This is a genomic window from Jiangella alkaliphila (genome assembly GCF_900105925.1).
GTDB classification, from domain to species: Bacteria; Actinomycetota; Actinomycetes; order Jiangellales; family Jiangellaceae; genus Jiangella; species Jiangella alkaliphila.
The window spans coordinates 1,789,350-1,803,407 of sequence record NZ_LT629791.1; the positions used below are offsets into that span (position 1 = coordinate 1,789,350).

Consider the following 14,058-nt stretch of genomic DNA (forward strand, 5'->3'; position numbering starts at 1 on the left):
CGACCACACCGATCAGTCTGACCTGTGGACGGCCTCGCATCACCAGGATCACCCGAACGTCAACACGACTACATGCGTGTGCGACACGAGACTTCGTGCTGAACGTGATCACGGCTCGAGGGTGCGGGCGACGCGCAGTTCGTAGAGGTAAGCCTTGGTGACGGTGCCGCCGTAGCGGTTGTTGATCAGCCCGCCGATGCAGTCGAACAGGCCGCTGCGCTGGTCGGGGCGCAGCGCCCGGTGCCCGGAGTACGTCGACAGCAGGTCGAGGTAGCCGCGCGCGTCGTACGTGACGTCGGCGCGGTAGCGGCGGCGGATGGCCGGGCCGAACAGCGGCGACTCGTCGATCTCGTCGGTGAACGGCGCGATCTCGTCGGCCGGCCGGAGGCGCAGGCCGGGCGGGGTGGCCGGGTCCCAGCGCTCGTAGCACCGCTGCACGTCGGCGAAGAAGTCCGCCGTCCCGCCGAGCACATGCTCCGTCGTCACCGTGGCCAGCGCGCCGCCTGGCCGCAGCACGCCGGCCACCCGCTGCGCCCGCACCGCGGCGTCGACCCAGTGCCAGGCGGTGAACGACGTCACGAGGTCGGCGGAGGCGGGCGGCGCGCCCCACTGCTCGAACGACGACTCGACCACCTCGACCGGCCGCCCGGCGGTCCGCTCGCGCAGGACCGCCGCCAGGTTCGCCCCCAGCTCGACGGCGACGACGTGGGCGCCGCGGGCGGTCAGCGGCAGCGTCGCCTGGCCGGTGCCCGGGCCGATCTCGACCACCCGGGTGCCCGGACCCAGCCCGGCCAGCTCGCCGAGGCCGGCGAAGATCGCGTCCGGGTAGCCCGGCCGGACCCGCGCGTAGAGCGCCGCGTCCTCGTCGAAGATCGTGCGCAGTTCCCGGCTCATGCCGCCGATCGTGTCACGCGGAACGGGGCGAAGTGAAAGGGAAATCGGCAGGATCGACGGTGTGACCGCCGTGATCGCCGAGGCCCGGTTTCCCGATGACGCCGACGCGCTGGCCCGTGTCTATGTCGCCAGCGCCGCCCACCACGCCGCCCTCGACCCTGCTCGCTACCGCGTCCCGCCCCTCGATGCTGTCGCGCGTCGCTACCGCGAGCCCCGGCCCGACACCGAGCGCATCCTCGTCGCCCGCCTCGGCCGCGACGTGGCCGGCTTCGCCTCGGTCGCTCTGCTGCCGCCGCCCGGCCCGGCCAGCATGCTTGCCGACGTCACGACCGCCACCCTCGACGTCGCGGTGCTGCCGGAGAACCGCGGGCGGGGCATCGGCCGCCGCCTGCTCGAGGCGGCCGCGACCGCCGCGGCCGGCCTCGGCGCCGCACGCCTCCAGCTCGACGCGCACCACGCGAACGAGGGCGCTCTGCGGCTCTACCGCTACCTCGGCTACCAGCCGATGGGCGTGCTGCTGAGCAGGGTGGTGCTGTAGGGAGCCCGAAGTCGGATTCGAACCGACGACCTACCGCTTACAAGGCGGTTGCTCTGACCAGCTGAGCTATTCGGGCAGAGGAGAAGACGGTACCCGAGCGGGCACCGTCCCCTCCACTGCGTCGGCCGACGCGGGCCGTCAGACGACGGCGCCGTAGTTGGGGTCTTCGCGGCTGCGCTTGTCGGCCTTCTTGGGCGCCGGCGGCGGGGCCGGCTTCTTACTCTCGAGCAGGATCGTGAGCGGCACCGCCGTGAAGTTCGACGAGTACGTACCGATCAGGATGCCCAGGACCAGCGCGAGCGCGAAGTCCGACAGCGAGTCGCCGCCCAGGACGAGCAGGGCGATGAGGATGAACAGCGTGCTCGCACCGGTGTTCACCGACCGTGGCAAGGTGTTGAGGATGGCCGTGTTGGACACGTCGGCGAACTTCTCGCCGTCCTTGCGGGTCCACGTCTCACGGATGCGGTCGAACACGACGACGGCGTCGTTGACGCTGTAACCGATGATCGTCAGCAGTGCGGCGAGGAACATGCCGTCCAGCGGTTTGCCGATCCAGGCGAAGATGCCGACGGTGATCGCGACGTTCTGGAACAGCGCCACGACGGCGCTGGCGCCGAACGTCCAGCGGAATCGGATGGCCAGGTACGCCAGCTGCGCCGCCAGCGCCACGCCCAGCGCGATGAGGGCGTTGCGCTGCAGCTCGTCGCCGAGGCTCGGGCCGATCAGCTCGTCGCGGACCAGCTCGGCGCCGCCGCCGGCATCGTCGAGGGCGGCGATGACGGCGGCTGCCTCGTCGTCGGACATGTCGCTGGCCCGGACGGTGATGTCGTCGTCGCCGGATTCCTGGACGACGGCCGTCGGGAAGCCGGCGTCGGCCACGGCGGTCCTGGCGTCGTCGACGTCGATCACCTCGGTGGGTGACACCTCGATGAGCCGGCCGCCGGTGAACTCGATGCCGAACTCGAGACCGCGGACGACGATGCCGGCGACCCCGATGGCGACGGCGACGGCGGAGATGATCAGCCAGCGCCCGGCGCGCGCCATGAGTTGCGGGTTGCGCGCCCGCAGCCACAGCCGGACCCGGCCGTGGTGCGCGATGCCGCTGGCGTCGGGGTGCGCCTGCAGCCAGCGCCGGTCGGCCAGCCACTCGCACAGGACCCGGCTCAGCACCAGCGCCGACAGCAGCGACGCGAGCACACCGATGGTCAGTGTGACACCGAAGCCGCGGACCGGGCCGGAGGCCAGGAAGAACAGCAGCCCGGCGGCCAGCAGCGTCGTGACGTTGGAGTCCGCGATGGCCGACAGGGCGTTCTTGTAGCCGTTCTGGACGGCGCCGCGCAAGCTCTTCGTCTTGCCGTCGACGTACTCTTCTCGGGCTCGTTCGAAGATGAGGACGTTCGCGTCGACCGCCATACCGATGGCCAGCACGAAGCCGGCGAGGCCGGGCAACGTCAGGGTGGCGCCCAGCGCGCTCAGGGCCGCGTAGGAGATGAGGGCGTAGCCGAGCAGTGACAGGATCGCCATCAGGCCGATGAGCCGGTAGGCGATGCCGATGAAGATCGCCGTGATGGCCACGCCGATGATGGCCGCCCACGCGCTGGCCTCGATGGCGGCGTCACCGAGCGTCGGGCCGACGACCCGCTGCTCGACGGTGGTGACGTCGACGGGGAGCGCGCCGCCCTCGACCAGCGCGGCGAGGTCCTTCGCCTCGTCCTCGGTGAAGTCGCCGGTGATCTCCGTGGTGCCGCCGCGGATGCCGACGCCGCACTGCACGCTGGTGGTGACGTTCGGCGAGGAGATGACGGTCTCGTCGAGGACGATCGCGATGCGACGGCGGGGGTCGCCGTCGGGCTGGCAGGCGGCCTCGCTGGTGAGGTTCGCCCAGGTGTCGCCGCCGCCGCCGGAGAAGTCGAGCGTGACGAGCCAGCCGCCGCGCTGCACGTCGTAGATGGCGTCGGCGCCGTCGATCTCCTCACCGGTCATCGCGGTGGGCGCGAGCAGCAGCGGCTGGCCGGACTCGTCCGGCAGCACCAGCTGGCCCTCGGTGTCCGGCGCCGGCGTCTCGGTGCCCGGCGCGGGGGTCTCGGTGGGCGCGGGGGTCGTGCCGGCGACGACGTCGGTGCCGGTGTCGCCGGAGGAGGTCTCGGGCTCGATGGCGCCGCCGACGGAGCCCTCGGTGGCAGGCGGTGTCGCCGGCGGTGTCGCGGGCGGGGTCTCGGTGCCGGGCGCGGGCGTCTCCGTCGGCAGGCCGGACGTGTCGTAGCCGAGGACGGGGTGCACGGTCAGCTGGGCGGTCTGGCCGAGCGCCTCGGCGGCCTCGCGCGGGTCGGAGACCCCGGGCAGCTCGACGATGATGCGGCGGTCGCCGGATCGGCTGAGCGACGGCTCCGAGACGCCGAGGGCGTCGACGCGGCGGCGCAGCACCTCGAGGGCGCGGTCGGTGGACTCGGCGTTGGCCTCGACGGTATCGGTGTCCTGCGTCTCCAGGACGATCTGCGCGCCGCCCTCGAGGTCGAGGCCGAGGTTGGGGCTGGACGTGAGCGTGATGAAGCCGGAGGCGACGAGGATCAGCACGGCCGCCACGCCGCGCGCGAACCGCCCGCCGTCGGGTGCATTGCCGCGTTTTGCGGCTCGTCGGCGGACGAGGGCGAAGCTGGACAGGATGATCGCTGTCACTGCGAGGGCGAGGTACAGCGCGTTCGTGCGGTCCACAGGAGGTCTCCAAGGGACGTGCCCGGCCGCGCGGGCACGAGCCGGCGCCGTCGGGGCGAAGTTCTGAGGGGACGTCTACTGCCGGGCCGCGGGCGGGCCGCGCTGCGGGTCGGTCGGGGTCCACGCGGCGTCGGCCGGGACCCGGTCGGCCGTCGCGGGGACGGCCTCGAGCAGGTAGAGGTCGAGCGGCCCGACGACGGTGCCCGCAGACGTGGGCGGCGCGTAGCCGAGCTTGCCGGTGGCCGGAGCGACCGCGACGGAGAGGTCGAGGATGTCGTCGGCGCCGGCGACGGTGGTCTCGTGGTCGCTGCTCGGGACCGTGTGGACGGATGCGCCGCGCTGCTGGCTCGACGGTGCCGCGGCCGCGGGCGGGCCGGACGAGATGAGCATCAACGCGCCGGACAGCAGGATGGCGGGGAGCGCCCAGGCCTTCCGGAGCACGCGGCTGCCCGCGTGGTGCCCGGAGCGGCGACCCGGCATGGCGGCGACCTCCTGATCCGGCCCCTCGGCGGCGTATCTGCAAACCGCGCCAACCATACCCGCTACCCCGGAGGCGTACGATGGTGAGGACCTGTACCTGTCAGGGAAGAAGTGAGCTTATGCCTAGCATCGGTACGCCTGAGCTGATCATCGGGCTCATCGTCATCTTCCTGCTGTTCGGCGCGAAGCGGATGCCGGAGATGGCGCGTGGCATCGGGCAGTCGTTGAAGATCTTCAAGACCGAGATGTCGAAGCCGCAGGCCGACAACGACGCGTCCAACGCCGTCATCGTCACCCCGGCGCCGGCTCAGGAGCCGCAGGCACCGACCGCACAGGCACCCACGCAGGCCACCGCCGCGCAGGCGCAGCCCACAACCGAGACGCCGGCTGCCGCCCCGGCCGAGCCGGAGCCCCGTCCGGCTCAGTGACCGTCCTTGCAGCTCGTTGAGCTGCGATGACGCAAGCCTGACGCCGATCTGAAGCCCCGAGTCGATTGGCTCGGGGCTATGGCAGGCCAGAGCAGATCACAGCTGAGTCGCCGCGCGTTCGTCGGCGGCATGGCAGGTTCCGCGGCGCTCGCCACCGTTCCCGGTGCGGCGGCCGCGGCCACACCCGCGACTTCCGGGGCGGCACTGCGTCCGGTGCGCCCGACGGTCGAGCACGCCACGAACCCGCTGGGCATCGACGCGCCCGCGCCCCGGTTCGGCTGGCGGCTCGAGGGCGCCGGCTCCGGCCGGGCGCAGCGGGCCTACCGGGTCGTCGTCGCCAGCCGGCGGTCCCGGCTGGGCGATCCCGACGTGTGGGACTCCGGCCGGGTCGAGTCCGCGGAGCAGTCCGCCCGCGTCTACGCGGGCCCGCGGCTGGCCGCGCGGACCCGGTACCACTGGGCGGTCCGGGTCTGGGACGAGCGCGGCCGGCCCGGCCCGTGGAGCGCTCCGGCGTGGTTCGAGACGGGGCTGTTCGGCGCCGACGACTGGTCCGCCGACTGGATCGGCACCGGCATCGAGCTGGCGAAACCGACCAGCACGCTGGGGCCGGGCGGGTTCGGCTGGGTGCCGCTCGAGCCGGGGCACACGCTGGGGCAGACCTTCACGACAGCGTCGCCTCTGGCGGCCGTCGCGGTCCTGCTCCGCGGCGACGGGGCCGACGAGCCCGACGGGGGCACCGGCGGCGGGTGCCGCCTTTCGCTCCGTCACGACGGCCCCGGCGGCGCGCACGTCGCGGACACAGTCGTCGATGCCGTTACCGGTGAGGCGCAGGGCCGGCTCGACCTTCCCGAGGAGGCGCCGCCCGGTCGCTACTACGTCGAGCTGTCCGAGCCCACCGGCACGCTGGACTGGCAGGTCGGCGGCGGCCCGGACGACTACGGCGACGGCGCCGCGTTCGCCGACGGCCTCGAGGACCCGGCAGCGCCCGACCACTGGCTCTACGGCCTGCCGCCCGACCCGCCCGCCGACCCGCTGCTGCGCACCGAGTTCGACCTGCCCGGACGGGTCGCGTCGGCCCGGCTGTACCTGAGCGGCCTGGGGCTGGCCGAGGCCTGGGTGAACGGCGACCGGGCCGGCGACGCCGAACTGTCCGCGCCGCCCACCGACTACGACCTGCGCACCCGCTACACCACGCACGACGTCACCGCCCTGCTGCGCCGCGGCCGCAACGCGCTCGGCATCGCCCTGGGCCGCGGCTTCTTCGCCACCCGGGCGGCCGACAGCGACGGCAGCAACCTGGCCCGCTGGGTGGACGAGCCGCGGCTGCTCGCGCAGCTGGAGGTGGTGCTGACCGACGGCCGCCGCGTGACGGTGCCGAGCGGACCGGACTGGCAGGTCACCGAGGGACCGACCACCTACGACGGCGTCCTCACCGGCGAGACCTACGACGCGCGCATCGCCGCCCGGCTGGGCGACTGGACCGAGCCCGGGTACGACGGCGCCGGCTGGCGGCCCGCGGTGGTCGTCGACGGGCCCGGCGGGCGGCTCGTCGCGCATGCGCTCGACGCCGTCCGGGCGACCGGCGAGGTGCGGCCGGCCGAGGTCCGCCGGCTCGACGACGGCACGCTGCTCTACGACTTCGGCAGGGTGCTGGCGGGCTGGGTCCGCATCTCCGGGCGGTTCGCCGCCGGTGCCACCGTCCGCGCGCTGTACAGCGAGAAGGCCGGGCCGAGCGGCCGCATCGAGACCCCCTCGCCCGGCGGCGTCGGCAACCCGTCCATCGTGGGCCGGTTCAACGTCGACGAGTACATCGCGGCCGGTCGCGGCGTCGAGACCTGGCAGCCGTCGTTCACCTACAAGGGCTTCCGCTACGTCGAGGTCAGCAGCGACGCCGAGGTCGACGTCCTCGCCGTCGCCGTGCACAGCGACCTCGACGACACGATGACACTGGAGCTGGACGACCCGGAGCTGCAGTGGATCGCCGACGCGTTCCGGCAGACCGCGATCAACGGGCTGCACGGCTACCCGGACAACGCGCCGATGTACACGAAGCTGGCCTGGACCAGCTCGACCTACCGGGCCACCGCGGCCATGCTCTACCAGTTCGGCATGGCGGGCGTCTTCGGGGGCTGGCTCGACGACATCGCCGCGGCCCAGCTGCCCGACGGCGCCGTCCCTGTCATCGCGCCGTTCAACCCGCCGTGGGGTGGCGCCGTCCTGACGCCCAGCTCGACCGGTGTCTACCCGTACCTCGTGCGGCGCTACTGGCTGACCTACGGCGACCCGACAGTGCCCGCGCGGCACTTCGACGGCGTCGCCCGCTACCTGGACTGGTTGGTCGCGGCAGTCGGCGACGGGCCGGCGGACGACCAGTTCGGCGACTGGTACCCGCCGCTGCACGGCGCGCCGCAGAACCCGGTGCCGCCCGAGAGAGGTGAGATCGCCGGCACCGTGTACGCCATCCAGAGCCTGCGAGACGGGCTCGCCCTGGCGGAGCTGCTGGGCGACGGCGACCGCGCGGCGGCGTGGCGGGCCGACGCCGAGCGGCTGACCGGCGTGCTCACCGACCGATTCCTCGACGCAGCGGCCGGCGTCTACGCGACGTCGCGCACCGAGGCCGGGTACCGGCAGGCCAGCAACGCGCTGCCGCTGGCGTTCGGGCTGGTCCCGGCCGAGCACGTGCCCGCCGTCGCAGCGAACCTGGCCGCCGACGTCGAGGCCCGCGACCGCCACCTCGACACCGGTGCGCTGGGCACCGGCGCGCTGCCGTTCGCGCTGGGCGACCACGGCCGCGCCGACCTGGCGCACGCCGTGCTGAACCGGACCTCGTACCCGTCGTACGGCTACCTGCGATCGCTGGGCGCCACCACGTTCTGGGAGTCGTGGGAGGCCGGGTCACGCGGGCACAATGACGCCACCCTCAGCCTCGTCGTGCCGTGGCTGGTGGAGCGGGCCGCCGGGCTGGAGCCGCTGGCGCCGGGCTGGGCGCGGTTCCGGGTCCGGCCCGGTGCGGTGCCGACGCTGCCGGGGGCCAGGATCGCGCTGGACACCGTCCGCGGCCGGGTCGAGCTGGCCTGGGAGCACCGCCACGGCGGACGGCTGGCCGTCGACCTGACGGTCCCGGTGAACGCCGTCGCCGAGGTGGTGCTGCCGGACGGGAGCACGCGCGAGGTCAGCTCCGGGCGGCACCGCCTGTCGGCGCGGAGCTGACGTGCGCGGTGTTGACCGGCGCGGCCAGCCCCGCCCGCAGCTGCTCAGTGCCGCGCTCGCCCAGCTCGTCCAGGGCGGCGATGGCCACCTGACGTACGCGTGCGGCGGCGTCGGCGTCGCCGGCGGCCTCGTGGCTGTCGGCGAGCTTCCGTAGCGTGACCACCTCGTAGTACAGCCCGTCCAGCTCGCGCAGCAGGTCCAGCGCGCGCTCGAAGCAGTCGACGGCGCGGTCGTAGGCGCCGAGCCCGTGATGGGCGAAGCCGAGGGTGTCGAGCGTGGCCGCCTCGGCGAGCCGGTCGTCCAGGCCGCGCAGGATCTCCAGCGCCTGCCCGGCGAACTCCAGCGTCCGCTCGTAGCGGCCGAGCATCGCGTGTCCCCAGCCGACGGCGTTCAGCGCACCCGCCAGCCCGGCCGGCTGCCCGATGCGCCGGAACAGCTCCAGCGCCGCGAGGTCGTGCTCCAGCGACTCCTCGTGCCGCCCGGTCCGCTCCTTCACCACGCCCAGCGACCGCAGCGTCCTGGCCTGCCCGACCAGGTCGTCGTGGGCGGCGTAGAGCGTCAGCGCGCGCTGCAGGTGCGCGTCGGCGTCGTCGTGGCGGTCGAGGTAGCCGTAGGCGCGGCCGAGCAGCCGGTGCAGGTGGGCGATCGGCTCGGTGTCGTCGAGGACGCGGACGGCCAGCAGCGCGGAGCTGTTCACCCGGGCGATGTCGCGCCACCGCCCGCGCCAGTCCAGGTCGATGGTGAGCGCCCAGGCCAGCTGCCAAGCGTGGACGGGGTGCCCGCGGTCGGCCGCGGCATCTACGGCGGCCAGCAGGGTGCGCCGCTCGGCGGCGAACCAGGCCCGGGCGGCGTCGGGGCCGGCGATCGGCTCCGCGACCTCGGGGCCGGCCGTCGGCGGCGGTACCGGCTCGTACGTCTCGCGGTCCGAGCGCAGCGGCCGGCTGGCCGCCACCGCGGTGGCGAGGTAGTGGTCGAGCAGCCGGCGCAGCGCCGGCTCGCGCTCCCGCGTCCCGGTGCCGGCCAGCTCGGCGGCGTACGCGCGCAGCAGGTCGTGCGCGCCGTACCGGCCCGGCCGCTGCTCGTTGAGCAGGTGGGCGCGGGTCAGCTCGGCCAGCAGCGGGCTGACGGCGTCGGCGTCGAGGCCGGCGAGCGCCGCCGCCGCGGCGGTGCCGATGTCGGGCCCGGGTGCGGAGCCGACCAGCCGGAACAGCCGGGCGGCCGGCCCGCTCAGCCCGTCGTAGGACCAGGAGAACACCGAGCGCAGGTCGATGGTGGCGTCGTCGGCGGCGAACGCCTCGAGGCCGCCGCTGGCCGCGCGCAGCTCCGCCACCCGGTACTCCAGCGAGTCCGGCTGCTCCGCCACCCGGGCGGCGGCGACGGCGAGCGCCAGCAGCAGCCGCGCGCACAGCGCGACCAGCTCGTCGACGATCCGCCGCTCGACGGTGGCGCGGTCGCCGATGCGCCGGATCACCAGCTCGCGGGCGTCGGCGACCGGCGGGAGGTCGAGCGTCACGGACCGGGCGCCGGCGGTGGTCCGAAGCCCGAGCAGCTGGTCGCGGCTGGTCACGACGGTCAGGCAGTCGGCCGAGCCGGGCAGCAGCGGCCGCGCCTGGCGGGCGTCGCGGGCGTTGTCGAGCAGCACCAGCATCCGGCGGCCGGCCAGCATGCTGCGGTAGAGCGCGGCCTGGCCGTCGGCGTCGGCCGGGATCAACTCGGGCGGTACCCGCAGGGCGTCGAGGAAGCCGTGGATCGCGTCGGTGGGGTCGACCGGCGGCCGGTCGGGGTCGAAGCCGCGCAGGTTGACGTACAGCTGGCCGTCCGGGAACCGGTCGGCGACGCTGTGCGCCCAGTGCACGGCCAGCGTGGTCTTGCCGACCCCGGCCGTGCCTGAGACGGTCGCGACGGGCGACGTGGCGGCCGCGTGGTCCAGCAGCGCCAGCGCGTCGGCTCGGCCGACGAAGCCGGGCACGTCGGCGGGGAGCTGACGGGGGGTCCGGCGCACCGCGGGCGGCGTCCGCCGGGCCGGCGTCTGCGCCAGCAACCGCGCGTACACGGCCTGCAGCCGCGGGACGGGCTCGACGCCCAGCTCGGCGGAGAGCCGGGTGCGAACCCGCTCGTACTGCGCCAGCGCCTCGGCCCGCCGGCCGGACCGCTCCAGCGCCTCCAGCAGCAGCGCCCAGGACGGCTCGCGCAGCGGGTGGGCGGCGGTCAGCTCACGCAGCTGCGGGATCAGGTCGGCCGGGCGGCCCAGCTCGAGGTCGAGGGCGATGCGCCGCTCCTGTGCCTGGAGGTGGCTCTCGGCCAGCCGCGGCCCCTCGGTCCCGGCCAGCCACGCCGACTCGACGTCCTCGAACGGCAGGCCGCGCCACAGTGCGAGCGCCTCGGTGAGGTACGCCCGCTGCCGCAACGGGTCGAGGTTGCCGTCGGCGCGTTCGAGCAGCCGCTGGAAGCGGAGGACGTCGACGGCGTCGGGCTCGGTGTGCAGCACGTAGCCGGTGGTACTGGTCGTGATCAGCTCCGCGCCGAGCAGCGCGCGCAGCCGGGTGACGTAGGTCTGGACACTGCGCCGCGGGCTGGCCGGCAGGTTCTCCGTCCACAGCGCCTCGATCAGTTGCGCCACGGTGACGGAGCGGCCGGCCGACAGCGCCAGCACGGCGATCAGCGCGCGCAGCCGGCCGGTGGTGACGTGCACCAGCCGCCCGTCCGCCCGCAGGCGCATCGGGCCGAGCAGATCGATCTCGACGCGGGGGTTCACAAGTGTTATGACATCCGATGACCGCCTGCGGTTGCATCCGCGGTCTCACCGGCCGAGAGTACGCGGCCGGCCAGCTCGGCGCTGCCGATGCCGTCGATGTCGATCGACGTCAGCGCCAGCCGGCCGCCACGCACCGCCAGGCCGACGCGGACCCCGTCGCCGGACGGTGTCTGGGTCACCGTCCCCCACGCGTCGCCGCTGGCCCAGAACCAGGTGACCGGGCCGCCGGCGAGGTCGGCCGCGGCGAAGCGGAGCGCGCCGCTCACACCGTCGTACCCGAAGCCGGTCAGCGCCGGGATGGTGCCCCAGGCGGCCATCGCGCGCACGTAGTGGTGGCCGCACTCGGCCTCGTCGAACGGGTTGCGGCGGCGGCCGTCGAAGCGGCTCCGGACCGCCTCGACGACGCGCACGCCGTCGTCGACGAGCCCGGCCTGCAGCAGCCCGATCGCCGCGGTGTACTCCAGACCGGACCACACCTCGGCGAAGTACGGGAACGGCCGGGCCGGGCGGTTGCCGTCCGGGTACGACGCGACCAGCAGGCCCGGCTCGCCGGCCAGCGCGTAGCTGCGCTTGGGGTTGAACGGCGCGCCGGGCGCGGTGCGGTCGTTGTGCCGCAGGATGCTGCGCAGCGTGGTGCGCACGTGGCCGGTGTCGAGCAGGTCGCCGAGGCCGGTGAGCCGGGCGACGTGCTGCCCGATCAGCTGGTCGGTGAGGCAGCCGTCGCCGATCTGCAGCTCGGGCTCGGTGAGGTCGCGGGCGCCGATGCCGGGCAGACGCAGTCCCGGCGCGATGGAGTCCTCGCTGCCCGGCGGCCTGATCTCGTGCCGGTAGTACTCGCCGGTGAACAGGTGCGCGTCGATCCAGGCGCTGCCGCGGGCGAACAGGCCGGCGCAGGTGGCGGCGAACTCGTCGTCGCCGAGGTGCCGGGCCATCTCCTCCGCCGCTCGCAGCGCCGCGAGGTACCACGTGCCGACCTGCGGGTTCGGCCCGAAGTACTCGACGTCCATGGTGTTGTGCTGGGATCCCTCCATGACGCCGTCGCGGTCGGCGTCCCAGCCGCCGGGGATCCAGGCGAACTCCAGTGCCCGCCGGGCGGCCGGCCACAGCTCGCGCAGCAGCTCGTCGTCGCCGCTGAGCCGCCACTCGCGGTGCAGCTTCACCAGGCAGCCCATCTGCCCGTCGGCCGCGGCCACGCCGTGCTCGCGCGACCGGTCCAGCGGCAGCTCCAGCCGGAAGCTCATGTGTCCGTCGTCGCCGGTGGCGTGCCGGAACTCCAGCTCGCGCATCGACCGCGCCAGCTCGCCGAACAGGTACGGCGTGGTGTGCTCGTAGTTCCACACGTGCGCGCAGTTGCCGTAGCAGCTGCCGCTGTCGTCGTGGCAGCCCTCCCAGCCGTAGAACCGGCCGTCCGGGGTGCGGAAGCAGGTCGGGGAGCGCAGCGTGCTGACGTTGCTCAGCGCGGCCTCGACGACGGCCGCTGGGAGGTCGCTGCCGGTCAGCGCGGCGACGAAGGCGACGGTGCGGTCCTCGAGCTCCGCCAGTTTCGGCGCCGTCGCCGTGACGACGTCCCAGGCGTCGCCGTACGCGCCCGTGTAGTGGTTGCCGATGACGGTCTCGCCGCGCCAGTCCCGCCGGTTGGGGAAGTGCCAGGTCAGCAGGTACGTGAAGGCGTGCGTCTCACCCGGTGCGAGCGTGCGCATGGCTGCGACGGACGCCACCGGCTCGCCGCCGTCCGGCCGCTCGTCCAGCCGCCCGTCGGCCGCGAGGTCGTCCCAGAAGTCCAGCAGCGGGCCGCCCCAGCTGGACCCGGCCCACGCCGTGCGCACGGTGACGTCGTCCTCGTCCAGGACGGCGAGGGCCAGCGAGCCCCAGCGCTCGTCGTCCTCGCCGCCACCGGACCGGAGCAGGACGCCGCCGAGCCGCGGCTCGTTGCGGGGGTCCGCGCCGGGGTTGCGGACGCTGCCGGCGACGGTGACGTCCAGCGGCTCGGCGCCGGTGTTCATGATGGCGTACCGCAGCACGGCCATCGGCAGCGAGCTGGCCTCGACGTCGGCCGGGACCAGCGGATTGAACGCCTGCAGCCGCACCGTCACCGGCACGTCCGGGTCGTCGAGCAGCACCTGGCCGAGCGGGTAGGCGGCCAGGAACTCCGACCGCGCGAACCGGGGCAAGCTGTGGTTGGGGACGTCGGCGCCCTCCCAGCCCTCGTAGAGGACCGGGTCGATCGGCCCCTCCAGCGCCCGGACGGTGTCACCCGCGCGCACGGCGAAGAAGCTGTCGCGCGGCGCGAAGCCCTTCGCCGGCTGGTTGCGCATCTCCCAGTCGCGCAGGTCGCCGCGGCCGCCGAGCGACACCGTCCCGGTGCCGATGCCGCCGAGTGGCAGCGCGACGCGCAGCGAGTGGTCGGCGTCGTACCGGCGCAGGACCGGCCATTCCGTCGTCATGCCTCCGACCACAACGTGCAACGGCATTCCATGTCAAGCCGCGAGCGGTCGCTCCGAGACGAGGACGGCCAGGGTGCGGCGGCCGACCCGCCGCTCGACCGTCCGCACGCCGGTCTGCCCGAAGTCAGTCAGCCGGGCGGCCACCTCGCCGATCTGCCCCGGCGTGATGCCGTGGCCGGGCCGGTCGAGCAGCCGCTCGGCCAGCAGCAGCCGGCCGCCGGGTGCCAGCTTCGCGGTGAGCCTGGCCAGGCCGGCGTCGCGGTCGTCCCAGTGGTGCATGGACGCGAGCGTGTAGATGGCCGCGAACGAGCCGTCGGCGAACGGGACGGTCTCGGCGCCGGCCAGCCGGACGTCTGCGCCGGGCACCCGCTTGCGGGCCATCGCGACGAACGTCTCGGACGGGTCGACGGCGGCGACGTACTCGGCACCGGCCTGCCGGGCGGCCAGCTCGAGCGCGACGCCCGGCCCGCAGCCGACCTCCAGGACCGGCTCGCCGGCGCGCAGCTCAGCGAGGTCGACCACCGCCCGGTTCGTCTCAGGGTGGCGGTTGAACCACGCGTACAGCCGCGCGCCGACGGCGCCGAAGCCGCTCATCGT

General features: G+C 74.4%; 9 protein-coding genes and 1 tRNA gene. 3 read left to right on the forward strand and 7 right to left on the reverse strand.

What is annotated here, in order from left to right; genetic code table 11:
• Positions 1-108 precede the first annotated feature (108 nt).
• Positions 109-894 (reverse strand): class I SAM-dependent methyltransferase, encoded by a 786-nt coding sequence (locus BLV05_RS08445; RefSeq protein WP_046771181.1) that lies wholly within the window; start codon positions 892-894, stop codon positions 109-111.
• Between the two features lie 61 nt (positions 895-955).
• Between BLV05_RS08445 and BLV05_RS08450 the strand changes: the two genes are divergently transcribed.
• The gene (locus BLV05_RS08450) at positions 956-1,432 is read left to right on the forward strand and encodes a GNAT family N-acetyltransferase (RefSeq protein ID WP_052762874.1); all 477 of its coding nucleotides are present in this window, start codon (positions 956-958) and stop codon (positions 1,430-1,432) included.
• A gap of 2 nt (positions 1,433-1,434) precedes the next feature.
• Here BLV05_RS08450 and BLV05_RS08455 read toward each other — a convergent pair.
• The 3 genes from BLV05_RS08455 to BLV05_RS08465 form a co-directional block, all read right to left on the reverse strand.
• Positions 1,435-1,508, reverse strand: a tRNA-Thr gene (locus BLV05_RS08455).
• Between the two features lie 62 nt (positions 1,509-1,570).
• Positions 1,571-4,015: a protein translocase subunit SecD gene (gene secD, locus BLV05_RS08460; protein ID WP_046771263.1), complete on the reverse strand. Its 2,445-nt coding sequence runs from the start codon at positions 4,013-4,015 to the stop codon at positions 1,571-1,573.
• A gap of 204 nt (positions 4,016-4,219) precedes the next feature.
• Positions 4,220-4,624 (reverse strand): hypothetical protein, encoded by a 405-nt coding sequence (locus BLV05_RS08465; RefSeq protein ID WP_046771180.1) that lies wholly within the window; start codon positions 4,622-4,624, stop codon positions 4,220-4,222.
• A gap of 119 nt (positions 4,625-4,743) precedes the next feature.
• Between BLV05_RS08465 and BLV05_RS08470 the strand changes: the two genes are divergently transcribed.
• Positions 4,744-5,052, forward strand: coding sequence for a twin-arginine translocase TatA/TatE family subunit (locus tag BLV05_RS08470; protein ID WP_046771179.1), 309 nt, complete (start codon positions 4,744-4,746; stop codon positions 5,050-5,052).
• A gap of 129 nt (positions 5,053-5,181) precedes the next feature.
• Positions 5,182-8,262 carry an alpha-L-rhamnosidase gene (locus tag BLV05_RS08475; protein ID WP_197683586.1) on the forward strand — a complete coding sequence of 1,027 codons (3,081 nt, stop codon included), beginning with the start codon at positions 5,182-5,184 and terminating at the stop codon, positions 8,260-8,262.
• Here BLV05_RS08475 and BLV05_RS36915 read toward each other — a convergent pair.
• From BLV05_RS36915 to BLV05_RS08490, 3 genes are read right to left on the reverse strand one after another with little or no spacing between them, the layout of a single operon-like run.
• Positions 8,225-11,017, reverse strand: a complete 2,793-nt coding sequence (locus BLV05_RS36915; protein ID WP_052762873.1) for an AfsR/SARP family transcriptional regulator — start codon at positions 11,015-11,017, stop codon at positions 8,225-8,227. The two genes, BLV05_RS08475 and BLV05_RS36915, sit on opposite strands and share 38 nt — an antisense overlap.
• A gap of 5 nt (positions 11,018-11,022) precedes the next feature.
• Positions 11,023-13,461, reverse strand: a complete 2,439-nt coding sequence (locus BLV05_RS08485; protein WP_052762872.1) for a GH116 family glycosyl-hydrolase — start codon at positions 13,459-13,461, stop codon at positions 11,023-11,025.
• A 33-nt stretch (positions 13,462-13,494) separates the two neighbouring features.
• Positions 13,495-14,055, reverse strand: a complete 561-nt coding sequence (locus tag BLV05_RS08490) for a class I SAM-dependent methyltransferase (RefSeq protein WP_052762871.1) — start codon at positions 14,053-14,055, stop codon at positions 13,495-13,497.
• Between the last annotated feature and the right edge of the window lie 3 nt (positions 14,056-14,058).